The following is a 17152-nucleotide window of genomic DNA, read 5'->3' as shown; positions in this document are numbered from 1 at the left end:
GTTTTGAATGGAATAAAGTGAAGCTTTACAGATATACGATTGTTTCTTTTTCAATACTTCTAACGGAATGTCACCTTTGGATACCCGTGTTTTTAGATTCTTAATCGAGTCGCCTGAAAAATACGGTCCTAATTTTTCTAATTGTTGGAACAAGCCTTCTGTTGCCTGGGATAAGTCATAAAGAATCGTTAAACTTTCTTTTAATTTTGGCCATGCTTTTGATGATAATCCACTGAACTTTTCACCATCCAGTAATTCTTCAATAATCGTTTTACCGGTGAAGCTTGTCCATAACCATAATCGTAGTTTCTGCAGGGTCTTTTTGCCTTCAGTATGTAAGTCGTCATAGATTTTCTCAAGCTTTTTATCGATTTGACGGCTATATGCCGGGGTAATGTCCTCATCATTAAAATGGTCTAAATGCTTGATGCTTTGTTCTGATTCTTTAATGGCATTTTCCAGAATTTCGATCAGTTGAATCCTGTTCTTTATCTCCATATCTGAAAAAGATTTGCGATCAGCTACAGGATTGTCTTTTCCAAATGTCGCGTAATAGCTGCCATAGGTACTGACTTTTCGTAAAATGTCCGCTAGATTTTGTTTATTCAGCTCTTCTAAGATACCTTCTAATGGGATCATTTTTTCTTGTTCTTTCGCTGTTTTACTTAGTCCATACAAATCATAGGCTCTAAAGCCATGAGGCTGCACTTCGAATAACGCTTTCGCTATTTTGTCCAGTTGATCTTCCGTACTTATAATTTTCTGAGATAATTGATCAAATGCGTGCTCGAGATCCTGGTAAGAATGATCACGATTCAGTTGGACATTCAATTTTTGATAAAAGGATTTACGATCGCTCTTCTCATCATGCAGTAATGCGACATTCGATGACAGATTAAGTGCATCCAACCTTTGATAGACGACATCCAACGCCGCCCGCTTTTGGGTAACAAGCATGACCCGCTGTCCCTTGGCGATCCCATTGGAAATCATATTGACAATCACTTGAGACTTCCCTGTTCCTGGTGGGCCGTGAACAACCATGCCTTTTTCATGATCAAGGGCATCCAGTATTTTTTCCTGAGAGACATCCGTCTCAAGTACATAATATTTATTTTTCTCTTTTGCTAGTTTATCCTGATAAGTTTGTTCGTTATTAGAGGGTAAATTATCTACTTCTTCACCAGTTTCCTGGACGTTAAGATCAAGGAATTCGGAGACCACTCCTAAATCTTCCTGTCCCTGCGCAAGCATCTCGACAAATTTTTCGTAATCGCGTAAAATAGCTGAATTTCCTTGTGGGAAATGACCAACTACTGCTTGCTGATTGAGACGGAATGATCCTTTATCAAATGCAGGTATCGTATCTTTCGTATACTCTTCGACGGATTCTAATTGCTCAGACCTATTGGCTGTTATCGTAAAGTTATGATCAGCCAACCAGCTGCTCCACTCTTCGATGTTCAGTGATGTCGCCTTTGTTTCTGCTTCCTCATACAAAGACTCTGGTACGTGAATATTACTTAACTTTTGTAACGCTAGAAATAATGTGCGATTCAGTTGTGGGGCTTGATCACTTATTGACTCGACATGCCATTCGACGCCATTTCGCTTCTTTCTTTCCAGTCGAACTGGATATAAAAACAATGGCGCTCTGACATAGGTACCATCCGACATAGCGCCTTCGATCATTGGATAGCCTAAATAAAGATCATATAGACCTGTTTCCTCTTCAATCGAGCGAATATTACGGAAAAGCGTCGTTAATTTTCGTGAGAGTGCCAACTCTGTTTGGTTATCCGCCTTTTCTTTTACAAACAGCTTCGATTTGTTGTCTGTGAGTGCCTTTAATATTTCCATTGAATTTTTTTCTATTTTTGCTAGCTCAGCTAGATCGAATGTCCATTTATTATATAATTTCAGCAAACGTATTGAACGATTGCTTCTGCTTATGTCGTTTAACCTGTCACTTAACGTTTGTAATTTATGCTTCATTAGCTACCACCCATTTTTTAACATGTTAGATGGTGCTATTATACTATAGTTGGTGGTGGGAAGAAAGGTCATGTGGATTATGAGATTGGAAGTAAGTAAAAGCCGTGATATTGATATACCTTACTTTGAATATAAAGAATCACCCTTATAACGACGGTTTTACATTAATTTTCATCAAGAGTGCGGATTGTTATATTATTTATCTATTTTTTTGAATTGAGGAGTATCGTGACACCCTTGGTATCACATCAATTTACAACAAAGGGAAAAGTGAATATATGGTATAATAGATTATAGGTACTCATTCGACAACTATAACTAAAGAATAGGGTGGTTGGTGTTATCCCCCCCGAAAGGGGGGGGTGATGCCATGACGACGTTCCAGGCTTTGACACTTATGATCTCGTTTACTACGATGATCATCGCGCTAATCGCAGTCGTTGTCGCTATTTTGAACGCAAAAAATAGCCCCCCTGTTCGGCAAAATGGGTAAGGGCTATTTTCTGGTCATGAACTAGATAACGCCAATCCCCCTATTCAAAGAATGGGTATCTAGGGACCGCAGCACCAACTGCGGTCTTTTTTAATATTCGTTTTCTTATTATTTAGTATACCACATTTTCGCGAAAAATACACCGGTTATTTATCACGTGAGATTAACTGTTTAATACTTTTTTCACCTCAGTTATGGAGAACTAATCTTTGTTTGCCACTGGTCTAATCACTTACTCTTTTTATTTTTCTTCCACAACTTTTTTAAAAATTTCTAGTAAGTAGCTTTTATAATAACTCAAAATTGAGCACATTATCTCGGAAGTTTGACACCTCAAAACTAAAAAAACGAACAAAAGCCTTGATATGGCTTTATTTTTTTGTCAATTTTATCATTTCTCAATATAGAATCTATTTTTGAACGAATTTCAAGGCTTGAGGATCATCTGCAGCCAATTTCGCTACTGCCTTTTTTAAAAACAGATCAATATTTAGTTGAAACTTCTTTCTTCACGGGATATGTGATGCTGTAGACGGGATAACGACTCTGCTTCACGGGTTATATTACTCGCTTGACGGGATAAGTCATTATATCCTGCCAAGCTGGGTACATATCCCGTCAAGCGAGAGAGTTATCCCGTCAAGCGAAAGCGATATCCCGTGAAGAATTCTTTATTCTAGAGGGATACGCTGACAATCTATTATTTGCTATCATTAACACTGCATTTCTTATGCTTTTTCCCACCTCCAATGGGCATGGCTCATTTTTTCCAATTTTATCAAACAAGACGTTACTTCTAATCCTTCCCCTGCTCCTTTCTCTGAGAGACCAACCTTAGAACCAGCACCCGAACAGAATATAATAGAAAAACATATAGACAACAACTCTTGATTGAACGATAATAAAACAAGTAATTAGATTTATTTTCCATTGAAAGGCGGAATTAATTTGAACGAAGTAATTTTATTAGTTGAGGATGATGAGCAGATTCATGAAATGGTTCTTAATCATCTTAAAAAAGAGGGATATCGGGTTATCTCTGCATTTGATGGCCATGAAGCAATAGCTCTTTTTTCAGAGGAAAAAGTAGATTTAATCCTACTAGACTTGATGCTCCCATCGAGTAATGGAATCGAAATAATGCAAAAAATTCGTGAGGAAAGTTTGGTTCCCATTCTAATCATGTCGGCAAAAGACAGTGATGTTGATAAGGCACTAGGACTTGGATTTGGTGCGGATGACTACATAGGTAAACCTTTTTCCTTAATTGAAATGACCGCAAGAGTAAACGCGGCATTACGACGATCCAATCAATACATTCAAGGCACCTCGACAAAACAGGAAAATAAGCTAATAATACTTGACCTACTCATTGATTTGGATACCTTCACAGTCTATAAAAATAATAGTGAAATCCGATTAACTGCAAAAGAATTTCAGATATTAAGTTTGCTAGCAGCACATCCAAATCAAGTCTTTACAAAAGGACAATTATTTGAAAAGGTTTGGAAAGATACTTATTATGGTGACGACAATGTCATCAATGTTCATATTAGAAGGCTGAGAAGTAAAATTGAAGATAATCCTTCCACCCCCCCGACATATATAAAAACCATTTGGGGAATTGGCTATAAAATGGAGCTAAAAAAATGATCATTACCTTGTCTGTTATTATCCTTGTTTTGCTTTTATTACTCTTCCAACAACAGCTTTCCAAGCAAAGGTTAGATAAAAATCTTCGATACATAACCAAGAAGATACATCAACTCATCTCCAAAAAGTCTTCAGATCGAATTTTATTAATGACAGAAAACAAGCTGGAACAACAACTGTTAATCGAAATTAATCAATTACTTAATTATCATCAAGAATCCTTAGCCGACAGTGCTCGGATGCGTATTTCCATGAAACGCATGCTTACCAATATATCTCATGACCTAAAAACACCTTTAACTATCATTTTAGGTTATGTAGAAAACCTGCAGCACAATAGCTATACAGCCAAAGAACAAGCTGACTTGTTAGCCAAAGTATCTGAAAAAGTGATGGATGCAACACGTTTAATTAACAAATTTTTTGATTTGGCAAAGCTGGAGTCAGGTGACTGGCAACTAGAACGCAAGCGTATTCACATCAATGAAATATGTCGCAAAGTAGTCTTAGGATATTACGACACATTAATGAGCAAAGGCTTTGATGTTGAGATAGATATAGCTAAAGAACCTCTCTATTTTTATGGTGATGAAGAAGCATTGAACCGTATTCTGCATAATTTACTATCCAATGCCATTCACTATGGAAAGGATGGTAATTTCGTTGGCTTAACCGTATTTCAACATAACGAGAGTATAATGATCGAAGTCACCAATAAAGGAAAAGGGATCCCCCATTCCGATCAGGACCGTATTTTTGATCGCCTCTATACCGTTAAAGAATCAAAGAGTGAATTTACGCAAGGAAGCGGACTAGGCTTGACAATTAGCAAACGGCTGACAGAACAATTAGATGGACAGATCAAATTTTCCAGTATTCCTCATAGACTTACTACCTTTACCCTTATGTTCAAAAAAGCGTAAGATTTACTTAAGAAATAAGTAAGAGAAATGACATCTTTCTTTGCTATAGTTAGTTATATCAAAAAGGAGGCAAGAAGATGACCTATATTATTCAAACACACAACTTAACCAAAGTATACAATGGTGCAGAAGTTGTATCAGGAGTAAATATGTATATTAAAAAAGGTGAGATTTATGGATTTCTTGGTCCTAACGGTTCCGGGAAAACGACTATCATGAAGATGATAACGAATCTTGTAAAACCAACTGGTGGAGAAATCGAAGTGTTGGGAGAAAAATTAAGCCCCCCCACTTCTTTTGAAGTGTTAAAAAGAATCGGAAGTACCATTGAATATCCTGTTTTTTATGAGAAGTTGTCCGCTAGAAAAAATCTGGATCTTCACTGCAGATACATGGGCTTTCACAATAAAAATGAGATTGATGAAGCATTAAAGCTAGTGAATTTGATCAACGTTGAAAAGAAACCCGTAAAGGAATTTTCGCTTGGAATGAAACAAAGGTTAGCCATTGCAAGAGCCGTTATTACGAAACCAGACTTATTAATACTTGATGAGCCTCTTAATGGACTAGATCCGCAAGGAATACGTGAAATGCGTAATTTGTTTTTAAACCTTAGCAGCCAATATGGAATGTCTTTATTAATTTCCAGCCACATTCTCGGTGAGATCGAACAAATAGCAGATACGATCGGAGTGATACGCGAAGGAAAAATACTCGAAGAAACATCAATGGATATTATTCGCGGCAAATATGTGGAACATCTGGAATTACAAGTAAAAGATCAAGCAAAAGCTGCATTTGTTTTAGAGAATGAATTAAATATCGATAACTTCAGAATAAAAGAACAAGATAGCCTTATCCATATCTATGATCGTAACATTTCGCAAAATGATGTTATTCAGGCAATGGTTACAAACCAGATTGAGATTGGATCCATTCATAAAAAAAGCAAATCGCTTGAGGATTATTTCCTCCAGCTAATTGAAGGAGGCAATAAAGATGCATAGCCTAATAAAACTGGAAATACAAAAGATGAATATTGTGAGTCTTTTATTAACATTTATTTATATCAATGCAGGAATCATCGGTTTATTTTTACTATTGGGACTAGACAAAGATGCTACTGCAGAATTGTTGGTTAATTATGAAAGTGTATTTATGTTAATGGAAATATTTATCGTGGCTGCCTTTGTAATCTATGCTTCCGTTCTTCTCTCTCATATGATTATAGAAGAATTCAGGGATAAAACGATCTCTGTATTGTTCATGTATCCGATAAATCGAACAAAGCTTTTGGTAGCAAAGGTCCTTATCGTAAGTATTGTTACCTTTTTCTTTATTATTTTTTCCCACATTCTTGTCTTTAGTAGTTTTGCCTTTATAAATTCAATGGTACACTACATCAGCGATCCCTTAACTTTAGAGATGCTGACCGAAAGGGCTCTTCGCATCTTTTTGATTGCACTGAGTTCAGCTGGAATGGCTTTAATACCATTATTCTTTGGCATGAGAAAATATTCCGTACCAGCGACAATTACTTCTTCTATTCTGATTATTGCAGTAATTTTTTCATCCATAGACAGCACCACGAATCTCTATTCTTTTATTGCTATTCCGATTTTTCTTGGAATCATAGGATTTTTAATTGCCTATCTCGTTATTACAAAATCGGTAAAAGCAGATCTTTAACAAACCATGGCATGAGGAATACGATAAGAGTTGTAGGCACAATAAATCATTTTTGCTATTGCCTTTTTATTAAAACAGATCAATATTTAGTTGAAACTTCTTTCTTCACGGGATATGTGATGCGGTAGACGGGATAACGACTCGGCTTCACGGGTTATATTACTCGCTTGACGGGATAAATCATTATATCCTGCCAAGCTGGGGGGGACATATCCCGTGAAGCAAGAGAGTTATCCCGTCAAGCGAAGACGATATCCCGTGAAGAATTTTTTATTCAAGGGAATATTTTGACAACCTATTATTTGCTATCATTACCACAGCATTTTCTTATGCTTTTCCCCACTTCCAATGGGCATGGCTCACTTCTTCCAACTTTATTTTCATTTACTACTGTAATTGATTTCCCCCCAGCCATCTATCTTACTGTCCGAATTCATAATTAAACAATATATATACCATGAATAATAGCATTGCTTCTTCTTATGCGCTACACTCGGAACGAGCTCATAGATAGAATTTCTAACTCTTTTTCCAGTTGCTATAGTAGTGTCCCCCCCTAGGTAAATCTCTGTTTTTATCCAACACCAAATGATTTATAATGATAAGTGCTTCCTGCGTGATCCAAATATAGACTTTCCTTAAGCTTTGTAGCATTTTTCAAGGATTTTAGCTGTTCCATAAATTACGTGACTTAATATTTTAGTCTACCTTTCTACGTCTCGCATATATTTCTACAAGAATAAGGTGTTAATTGAGATTCTTAGAAATCACCTAAAATAAAGTGAAAAAATGAAGTGATACATCAATCAGTGGGAGTTTTTTGTATGTTTTTCCCTTAGCTGGACAAAATGATTAATGATTTAACTAAAATCATTAATTAATTATATTTGACATATCAATAATCATAAATTTATAATGGAGGTGAAAGAGGTGATAATGATGACTGCTACGATATTTAAAGAAACAGAAAAAGACATTGAGAATGCTTACGAGTCACAAAACAAATCAAAGATTGAAAAAGAAACAAGCTATGTCTTAAGTCAAATTATTGTCATCATGTTAGGTACTTTCAAGAATCGCCTAAAGGAAATCACCTTTGATACGACCTATCTTCATTTCAATGAGCAATATATTTTATCGGACCAAAATCGTTTAGCATTACTGAAATGGTTAAAGCGTCTGATGATGCTTAGTCAACGAACTACTGATTTAGAATTTGGGAAACTAAAGTTAGATTTAGAAGAGTGGTATTATCGAATTAGCAGTCAAGATATTAGTTTCGATTACCGAGATGACTATTTAATCAAACCAAAACAAGCAGCAGAACTTTTAGGTGTATCTAACGTAACCCTTAACAAATATATGAAACAGGGGTTTGAACATATAGATACGTCTTCTCATAATAAAATTCCAAAACATGCGGTAGATCTTTGGAAGGACCCTGTTTACTGCATTAAAATGCAATACCTGTATCAAGAGAAGAAGCGTTTACGTCAAACACCTGAAGAACGTTTAAGTGAAGTTCATGAAGAACAGATGCAATACAAAAAGAAATACAAGACTCTTGATATAGAGAAAGCCTTTGAAGGAATGGATATTGATGCGATGGATGATCCCTCTGATTATTATGAGTGGCGGGATTTACTTGAAGAAGAAGAGGAGTTAACCAATCTAATTATAGGAGCGAAAAATATGGAGTAGTAGTGAGTTGGAACAAATTCTCCTCCCTGCTGACATCCCAGAAATATTAGAGAAATACGGTAACTTATTATACAATTACCCTCAGATTGCACCAAAAGATTTCATATATGGTAATTATAAAGTGAGACTGCATCAGTGGGAGTTTTTGACTCCCACTGATTGTTAGCGAAACTTATCAGGATGTTTACCGTCCGTTTATCCCCCCCCACTTTGCTTCTTTGCTTATGTTCCAATCTTGAAGTGGGGGGGGTTTTACGGACGGTTACGCCGTGATAAAAGAACGAATAATAAGTTATCGGTACTTTTTCCGCTAAAAGAACACCCTGTACACGGGAAGACAGGATTACATGCCACTGAAAAATATAAAAATGGCTTTGTTGCCGAGTATCATTACCAATGGAAAATTATTATTCCAAAAATGGGCAAGTTATATCACCATATTTCTGCTTGGGAAAATGAACCTCACGATGCATCATGGACCCGTGAGAAGTTCAAAATTAAATCCGAGTCACACCATCATCATCATGTACCTGGTGACAGAGAGCAACGAAAAGAAAATTGGGACACTTTGACCTTAGATGATGCCTTTTCTTTCGTTGCTCATTATATACATAGCGGTGAAGAGTATAAACCGTGATAAATTTGTAGATTGTTAGGTTCAATTTCTCTTCTAAATTGTCACATCATTTATTCATTAATCAAACTCGTTCTCCGTAATCCATTTTTTCATTTGTCTCTCTTTCTGCCAACCTCTATTTAAGTTTAAAAACAAATCTTGACATCCATGAACTAACCATAACAGTCTGGATCGCCATCCAAAATGTATTTCCTTGGTAAATAAGGGTTCTACCTAAGAAGAAATTATTCTCTTATCAAAAATCAGTAATTTGATAACTATTCACATCGATTCCTAAATGAGAGGATTTATAAGTTATAATAGGTTTAGGTTTAATAATCGAGGAAGGGCTAGTACACAAAACATGACAAAACATTACTTAGAAGCATCTGAATACCTATACAACTATAAACACGCTCCCGAAGAAAGCTCTCTCTGTGCATTAGAACAAAGAACACTCTTCGGAGAAGAATCAGATAACCTTATAAAAAGCACAATAAAGATCGAACCAAGCAGAAGCCCGTTTATAAAGGGGGGGAGACTATCGATTCTTTTCTCTGACAAATCTGTTCAGGCAATTGCAGAGCAGGTTGACCAAATCGAGCTTAAAAACCAATCCTTTAAGGTGCGTTTCCTGAAAATAAATGACCTCTCTAGTAAACAGAAAATAGAATATGCAGAACAGCGAATGATTGAAAGTGAAATTGGCTGGAAGATCAACGGAGAGGCGCAGATGAAAAATCCTGATATCCTTTTCGGAATTGTACCGTTTGAAGGACGCTGGTACTTCGGCACTTACCAGGAAAGCGAACCCGTATGGCTTCATCATGTGAAGAAACCTAAAGAATACTCGACAGCAATCAGTACACGTTTGGCCAGAACTGTTATAAATATAGCAGTTCCAGATCCATCAGGTCTCCGTGTAATCGATCCATGCTGCGGAATAGGTACCGTACTTGTCGAGGCACTTTCCATGGGGGGGATACAGATCGTTGGCTCTGACCTCAATCCGTTAGTAGTACAAGGGGGGGCTAGAGAAAATATCAGTTATTTTAGTTATGACGGAATAGTGGAAGTAAAAGATATTGCCGTTGAAGAAGGCCATTATGATGTGGCAATCATTGATATGCCTTACAACCTTTTTTGTCAGGCTACACCAGAAGAGCAGTACGCGATAATCAAGCACGCGAAAAGAATAGCAGATAGAGTTGTCATTCTTACAATCGAAGACATGGATCAGATGATTTTGATGGCTGGATTTACGATAGTCGATCGAGGAGTTGCTAATAAAGGGAAAAAGGGGCTTTTCTCAAGACAGGTAATTGTTTGTGAATAAAGTAAAGGACCGGGTTGTGTACACGGGAAGACAGGATTACATGCAACTGAAAAGTATAAAGATGGCTTAGTCGTCGAGTATTACCAATGGAAAGTTATTATTCCAAAAATGGGCAAGTTGTATCATAATATTTCTGCTTGGAAAAATGAACCTCACGATGCATCTTGGACTCCTGAGAAATTCAAAATTAAATCCGAACCACATCACCATCATCATGTACCAGGTGACAGAGAGCAACGAAAAGAAAATTGGGACATTTTAACCTTAGAAGATGCCTTTTCTTTCGTTGCTCATAATATACATAGCGGGGAAGAGTAAAAACCGTGATAAATTTTTAGATTGTTAGGGTCAATTTCTCGCCTGTTAATCACTTCTAACTGCCGCTATTAGATGGTCTAATTCAACTATTATATTATCATTACTTACAATTTTTCTTTTTTTATTTATTTCAATCATTCTCCACGTTTATCTTTTTACTCATCTTCTTTACCCCCCCAAAACATTTCTTCTTTCTCCTTGATAATTTGCTCTTTTACAAGTCTGCTATCAAAATAACTGTCATATCATTTATTCATTAATATAATTCGTTCTTCGTTATCCATTTTTTCAATTGCTCATATTTTCATTTACTTCTCTTTCTAGCAACCGCTATTTAAGTTTCAAAACAAATTTTAACATTGATGAAATATATATAAATGGTTTCATCATTTGAAGAAACCTCAAGAATACTCGACAGCATTAAGTACACGTTTTGCCAAAGCTATTGTAATTATAGCAGTTCCAAGACCCATCTCTCTGACATTGCCTCTTCCCCTTCCATCATGCAATATCCTAGATTAAGATCATACATTCTGTTTCTCTTCAATAGAGCGAATATTACAAAGAATAATAGGGCCGACTACATTTTTGGTCAATTTATTACATTTTTAAAAACAGACTACAGATGTTTATTCTAGTTTTAGATTTTGAATTCGGTGATGTACTTTCCAAAAGAATTCTTGGTACACGAAGCTTGAAGATAGTTTAAAGTAAAGGGGGGGAAGCAAGGACAATATCCTTGGGGAAAAAAAGCAGCTATTAAATTAGTCACTATGAACAAATGGTTAACTAACAATTCGCCTGCAGGACGTACCGATATTTGACAATTTAATCTGACGATTGAAATCAACCGTTAAATACCTTAAAGTAGTCATTATAAGAATCCTTTCTGATGGTTACAACAATAAAAAGAGAACTAGGGGGAGCAAGTTCCCTTAATTCTCTTCCTTACATTAATTATTTTTCAGTTTTAAATCTGCTTTCGGCTTTTCCTAATAAGAAGTCAGCAATAATTGCCAAAATAGCAGCAACGATCGCACCAGCGTAAATTTTATTTGGATCACGTAAGTTAATCCCGGCATAGATTTCTCTACCTAATCCCTCACCACCAATAAATGGTGCAAGTGTCGCGACACCAATGGCAATAACCACTGCAATCCGGATGCCGGCGATAATAAAAGGTAAAGACAACGGAAATTGTACTTTGTAAAGTAATTGGAAGGGTGTCATTCCCACTCCTTTACCCACCTGTGATATACTTTCATCGACTTCTTTTAAGCCAACATACGTATTGCGGATAATCGGTAATAACGAGTAGAGAAATAATCCAATCACAACGGTGTAAAACCCAAGCCCAAACATAATCATTAAAACTGCTAACAATGCTAAACTTGGAAACACTTGAATAATATTAGCAAATGCTAATATCACCGAAGCAACTCTTTCATTTCTTGCACTCATAATGCCTAATGGAATTCCTACTAACAATGCAAGTAATAATCCTAATATAACCATTAAAATGTGCTGATAGGTTAGCTCTAATAACTGATCCCAATTTCTACTTAAATAAGTGAAAAAATCGTTCATTCTTTGCCCCCCCTATTCTAGAAGACCTTCATTTTGCAAATAGTCCACTGCTACATCCTGTGGATCTTCATTATTAATATCCACTCTTGCATTCAATTCACGCATCGTTTCTTCGGTGATTTTTCCAACTAAAACCGATAAAGCATCATCTACCTCTGGATTATTATCTAACACTTCTTGTTTTATAACGGTTGAAGCATCATATGGTGGAAAGAATTGTTGATCATCCTCTAGTGTTATTAAATTGTACTCACTAATACGCGGATCTGTAGAATACGCGAGTACAATATCCACTTCATCGTTTTTAACGGCATCATAGACAAGACCGATTTCCATTGGGAATGTCTCACCAAATTCAAGTCCATATGTTTCGGTAAAGGCGTCATAGCCATCATTGTCACGCTCTAACCAAGTGGTATCAACACCAAGTCGCATCTCATCTGCGATTTCCGTTAAGTCAGATATTTTTTCTAGATTATGTTCCTCCGCAACTTCCTGTCTAACTGTAAAAGCATATGTGTTTTCAAAACCGACCGGATCGTACCATTGAAATTATACGTTTCCTTAAATCCTTCTTTTGCCTGTTGTAATACACTTTCTCTATCATTTGTATCTTCAATAGAAAAATGTCCATTAAAGATTTCACCTGTATATAATGTAGTAAGCTGTACATCATCACCATTCATTGCTTCGATAACCACTGGACTTGCCGAGAAGTCAGTTTTAACTACTACTTCCACATCGGTTTGCTCTTCGACTAATGCTTCATACATATACCCTAAAATCTTTGTTTCCGTATATGTTTGTGTACCAACTGTAATTTGATCATCACCACAAGCAGTCAAAATTAAAGTTAGTAGTGTTAGCAAAATAATAGAATTTTTAAGTTTACCCATTTATAATACCTCCTAAAGTTTTATTTTCTGTCAAAGATTTTTTTCTCAACTACACCCAAGATAAAATCTGTTATTAATGCTAAAACCATCGAGATTACCGCTGCTGCAAAAATTAGCGGTTTGTTATACACACCTAAACCACCAATAATTAACTGTCCTAATCCACCTGCACCAATTAATGTCGCAAGGGTTGCCCAACTAATAATGTAAATCGTTGTTAATCGAATACCTGACATAATATAAGGCATTGCAATCGGCAGTTCAATTTGAAAAAGTCGTTGCATTGAGCTATATCCCATCCCTTTTGCTGATTGAATGATTTCTGGATCAATCGATTCAAATGCTGCGTATGTGTTCCGCAAAATGGGTAGCAACGAATATAAAAACAATGCGGTAATAGCTGGAACTAGACCAATCCCTAATAATGGGATAAGCATAGCAAGTAAAGCTAGACTCGGTATCGTCTGAAAAATATTCGTAATCGTAAAGGCAACAGAATGTACCCAGCGTATTGATGTTTTTGTTAAAAAGATTCCAAGTGGAATAGCCAAAATACATCCTAGTATAACTGCAATGCTGGAAATAAGAATATGCTCTAACAGGGCATTAATAAGATCACCTGAACGTTCTGTAAAGATTGTTAAGTAATCCATCTTCACGCCCCCCCCTGTTATTATTAAAAGGATAAACGTCTGATAAATGACCGACGATACTACCTCGTGTTAAAAGCCCTCGCAATTTGTTTTGATCATTGACCACAGGGATGTAGGATGCATTATTTTCATTTATTAAGTTAATGGCTTCTGTTAATAACATATTTGGATTCACTACATGTTCAAATTTTTGAATAATGTCTTTGACACGCTTACTTTCATCTTCAAATTCATTTAATACATCAAAAATCGAAATATACCCTTGTAATTCATCTTCATCATTGACAATAAGTAACGTGTCAACCTCTTTACTTTCCATGATCTTCATCGCTTCTGCTAAACCCCCCCGTTTTGGAGAAATAGTAATAGGCTTTCTCACCATTATTTCTTTTACTGATGGCACTTTTGCTACCTGCTGTAATCGTTTCTTGCCGATAAAATTCTTTACAAAATCATTTGCAGGGTGTCTGAGTATTTCCTCTGGTGAGGCCTGCTGTACAATGTTCCCATCCTTCATTAACACAATTTTATCGGCTATTTTTAATGCTTCATCCATATCATGGGTAACAAATACAATAGATTTTTTTATTTCTTTTTGTAGTCGGATTAATTCCTCTTGTAGTTGTTCGCGACTTATCGGATCTAACGCACTAAACGGCTCATCCATTAGAATTAAAGATGGTTCGGCAGCAAGCGCACGAATAACCCCCCCAATACGTTGCTGCTGTCCACCACTTAATTCAGAAGGGTACCTGTTTCGATAAGTTTCAGGTTCTAATCCAACCATATTTAATAATTCATCCACGCGTTTATCGATCCGTTGCTTGTCCCATTTAAGTAGCCGTGGAACTACCGCTACATTTGTTGCAATATCCATGTGGGGGAAATAAACCGATATGTTGAATAACATAACCAATTCTTCTCCGCAGTTCGATTTGATTTATGGTCGAAATATCTTCTCCATCAATTATCACCTTACCCTTAGTGGGGTTTATCAAACGGTTGATTAATTTCATTGTTGTTGTCTTTCCACAACCACTTGGTCCGATTAATACTGTTATTTCACCATTCCCACAAGTTAAATTGATATCCTTTAATGCAATAAATCCATCACTATACTGTTTTTGAATATGTTCAAATATAATCATTCGATTTTATCCCCCCCTTCAATTTTAGGCATTTATATATAGTATATCTTAAAATACCGTATTTATTATAACATAGACTCTCAGAGTATCTAGATATCAAACATATATTCCCTAATATTTTATTGGGAATAGAGCTGTTTTCAAGGCATTTTCAAAAAAAGGAAAGTCAAATAATCCCGCGTTAGTTACTTTTTTAAAAAAAACTGATGATAGTCTAATAATTGGACACAGAGAACGGGGGATTTTTATACTAATAAAGGGAAACTTCCCATTCGTCCATGTGAGAGGCCAGAAAGCGGAGCGCGGTAGAGGTTTAAAATATTCAACATTTTTGTGTCCAATCTATTGACATAGATCCAATCGTCGGCTCTGACCTCAATCCGTTAGTAGTACAAGGGGCTAGAGAAAATATCAGTTATTTTAGTTATGACGGAATAGTGGAAGTAAAAGATATTGCCGTCGAAGAAGGCCATTATGATGTGGCAATCATTGATATGCCTTACAACTTTTTTTGTCAGGCTACACCAGAAGAGCAGTACGCGATAATCAAGCACGCGAAAAGAATAGCAGATAGAGTTGTCATTCTTACAATTGAAGACATGGATGAAATGATTTTGATAGCTGGATTTACGATAGTCGATCGAGGAGTTGCTAATAAAGGGAAAAAGGCGCTTTTCTCGAGACAGGTAATTGTTTTTGAATAGGAACTAGGTGCTGAGAATAAAGCAGTAATTTGCGATAATATTAAAACCTTCGTCAGTCAAATCTTTCTTTTTTGTAAATTTTTATTGTGATCAATACTCTTGCTAAATCCTGATTATGTAACAAGCCAATTTTAATAACAACTCTTTAAAAGGCACTGTGATTATTGTTGAACATCTTACAACGGAAGGTTATGCTAAACCTGCTTGCTTCCTCCCAATGTGTAATTTCAACATCAAATTCATATCTCGCCTGTTGGCTTGTAACTGTCGCTATTCATTGGTCTAATTCTACTCTCACATTATTATTATTCACTATACAGGTGGTTTTCTTTTTCCATTTTATTCGACAGTCAAAAGTTCACTTATTACAAGGGAACTCTCTTACGTATGTAATAATAAACGGTTATTGTCCATCAAAATCCCACCAGACATATATCCCTATATAAGTCCATTTGATTCAAATCTAAATATAATCATGGATATTAATTGGATTTAAAACCATTTTTTTCTATAATATATATTGAAGAACAAAAAAGGAGGAAGCACATGCTCCATAAGTATAATTATTTAACTATTGTAATTTTATCTACTTTACTATTAGGCGGTTGTAATTGGATGAGTGAAATATCCGATGTTGCAACTGACACAGAGGATTATTATGTTCCTGTCCAAGAGTATAAAGGTGAGGAATACACATTACCTAATGGAAAGAAAACTGACCGTATCGCTAACGAAAATCGTGAAGAAATAGAAAAAGCAATCAAATCATTTTTTAAAGAAGAATATAAGACAGAGGTAAAAGTACATAATATCGTTGGAAATGTTGATGGTGCGACTGTTATGGTAGAATCCATTGGGGGGGAACCGCATTTTTACACTTATGCAATTATACCAATCGATACGGAAAAGGAAATCGTACTAAAAGAGAAAGTATGGTCACAAGAGATGGCAATAGAATCTGCTATTATGACGGGGGGGATTTATGGACTTATTGAAAAAGATAAATTTGATAATTTAACTAATTTAATTTAACTGGTTTAAATGAAACTGCCATTCCATTAGGTACTAACCGTTTTAGTACGAAATATTATTTTACTGCAATAAGAGATGACGAACCTTTTAGGAATATCCTAGAGTATTATTTTGAAAATCCCGATAGATCTTCTGAAGAGTGGAAAGAACTTTTAGAAGTAAAAGAAATTGAACCAGAAGCAATAAGGATAGCAATAACTTTATTTATGGCGAACGAAAATGTAGAACCAAGCAAAGAAGCTTTCGATGCACTAATACAAAAAATTGAAGGTGATCAGAATCTACCAAAAGGAATTTATGGTATTTCACTGCATGATAACCTTATCCTTAAAGAAAAAGCAATTGGAGATAAAGATAATTCATTATCCATTGACAGTATAATTAAACACTAAATGAAAGAGGTGAAAG

The 17152-nt window shown here is 35.9% G+C and carries 13 protein-coding genes and 4 pseudogenes; 12 read left to right on the top strand and 5 right to left on the bottom strand.

Annotated elements, in window-relative coordinates:
• Window positions 1–1995, bottom strand: a 1995-nt coding sequence (locus JCM21714_RS15270) for a DUF4011 domain-containing protein (RefSeq protein WP_035725617.1), incomplete at its 3' end; no start/stop codon positions are given.
• Between the two features lie 370 nt (window positions 1996–2365).
• Between JCM21714_RS15270 and JCM21714_RS20245 the strand changes: the two genes are divergently transcribed.
• The 10 genes and pseudogenes from JCM21714_RS20245 to JCM21714_RS24880 all read left to right on the top strand — a co-directional run.
• Window positions 2366–2488, top strand: coding sequence for a putative holin-like toxin (locus JCM21714_RS20245; RefSeq protein ID WP_158413538.1), 123 nt, complete (start codon window positions 2366–2368; stop codon window positions 2486–2488).
• 948 nt (window positions 2489–3436) lie between these two features.
• Window positions 3437–4141: a response regulator transcription factor gene (locus tag JCM21714_RS15265; protein ID WP_035725615.1), complete on the top strand. Its 705-nt coding sequence runs from the start codon at window positions 3437–3439 to the stop codon at window positions 4139–4141.
• Window positions 4138–5064, top strand: a complete 927-nt coding sequence (locus tag JCM21714_RS15260) for a sensor histidine kinase (RefSeq protein ID WP_035725613.1) — start codon at window positions 4138–4140, stop codon at window positions 5062–5064. Before JCM21714_RS15265 ends, JCM21714_RS15260 begins: the two co-directional genes overlap by 4 nt.
• A 77-nt stretch (window positions 5065–5141) precedes the next feature.
• A complete protein-coding gene (locus JCM21714_RS15255; RefSeq protein WP_035725611.1) occupies window positions 5142–6071 on the top strand; it encodes an ABC transporter ATP-binding protein in 930 nt (309 codons plus the stop codon).
• Window positions 6064–6753: an ABC transporter permease gene (locus tag JCM21714_RS15250; protein ID WP_035725608.1), complete on the top strand. Its 690-nt coding sequence runs from the start codon at window positions 6064–6066 to the stop codon at window positions 6751–6753. Before JCM21714_RS15255 ends, JCM21714_RS15250 begins: the two co-directional genes overlap by 8 nt.
• Window positions 6754–7692: 939 nt before the next feature.
• The gene (locus JCM21714_RS15245; protein WP_035725622.1) at window positions 7693–8454 is read left to right on the top strand and encodes a MerR family transcriptional regulator; all 762 of its coding nucleotides are present in this window, start codon (window positions 7693–7695) and stop codon (window positions 8452–8454) included.
• Between the two features lie 235 nt (window positions 8455–8689).
• On the top strand, window positions 8690–9091 hold the full coding sequence (locus JCM21714_RS15240; protein ID WP_052000798.1) for a hypothetical protein: 402 nt from the start codon (window positions 8690–8692) through the stop codon (window positions 9089–9091).
• A 343-nt stretch (window positions 9092–9434) separates the two neighbouring features.
• Complete coding sequence (locus JCM21714_RS15235) at window positions 9435–10406, top strand: TRM11 family SAM-dependent methyltransferase (RefSeq protein ID WP_035725606.1); 972 nt, start codon at window positions 9435–9437, stop codon at window positions 10404–10406.
• A 108-nt stretch (window positions 10407–10514) separates the two neighbouring features.
• A complete protein-coding gene (locus JCM21714_RS15230) occupies window positions 10515–10724 on the top strand; it encodes a hypothetical protein (RefSeq protein ID WP_052000796.1) in 210 nt (69 codons plus the stop codon).
• Window positions 10725–11102: 378 nt separating this feature from the next.
• A pseudogene (locus tag JCM21714_RS24880) lies at window positions 11103–11195 on the top strand (RNA methyltransferase); the annotation flags it as partial.
• 486 nt (window positions 11196–11681) lie between these two features.
• Here JCM21714_RS24880 and JCM21714_RS15225 read toward each other — a convergent pair.
• The 4 genes and pseudogenes from JCM21714_RS15225 to JCM21714_RS15210 form a co-directional block, all read right to left on the bottom strand.
• Window positions 11682–12311 (bottom strand): ABC transporter permease, encoded by a 630-nt coding sequence (locus JCM21714_RS15225; RefSeq protein WP_035725604.1) that lies wholly within the window; start codon window positions 12309–12311, stop codon window positions 11682–11684.
• Window positions 12312–12323: 12 nt separating this feature from the next.
• Window positions 12324–13207: pseudogene (locus JCM21714_RS25005) on the bottom strand (glycine betaine ABC transporter substrate-binding protein).
• A 20-nt stretch (window positions 13208–13227) separates the two neighbouring features.
• The gene (locus tag JCM21714_RS15215) at window positions 13228–13860 is read right to left on the bottom strand and encodes an ABC transporter permease (RefSeq protein WP_035725602.1); all 633 of its coding nucleotides are present in this window, start codon (window positions 13858–13860) and stop codon (window positions 13228–13230) included.
• Window positions 13823–15008, bottom strand: a pseudogene (locus tag JCM21714_RS15210) (ABC transporter ATP-binding protein). Before JCM21714_RS15210 ends, JCM21714_RS15215 begins: the two are co-directional and overlap by 38 nt.
• 320 nt (window positions 15009–15328) lie before the next feature.
• On the opposite strand from JCM21714_RS15210, the gene JCM21714_RS19965 reads away from it, so the two are divergent.
• The gene (locus JCM21714_RS19965) at window positions 15329–15712 is read left to right on the top strand and encodes a TRM11 family SAM-dependent methyltransferase (RefSeq protein ID WP_148295064.1); all 384 of its coding nucleotides are present in this window, start codon (window positions 15329–15331) and stop codon (window positions 15710–15712) included.
• Between the two features lie 546 nt (window positions 15713–16258).
• A pseudogene (locus tag JCM21714_RS25000) lies at window positions 16259–17136 on the top strand (DUF1672 family protein).
• Window positions 17137–17152: the final 16 nt, after the last annotated feature.

The organism is Gracilibacillus boraciitolerans JCM 21714 (assembly GCF_000521485.1).
Classification (GTDB): Bacteria; Bacillota; Bacilli; order Bacillales; family Amphibacillaceae; genus Gracilibacillus; species Gracilibacillus boraciitolerans.
Note: the sequence above shows the minus strand (reverse complement) of the source record. Positions and strands in the feature narration are given on the sequence as shown.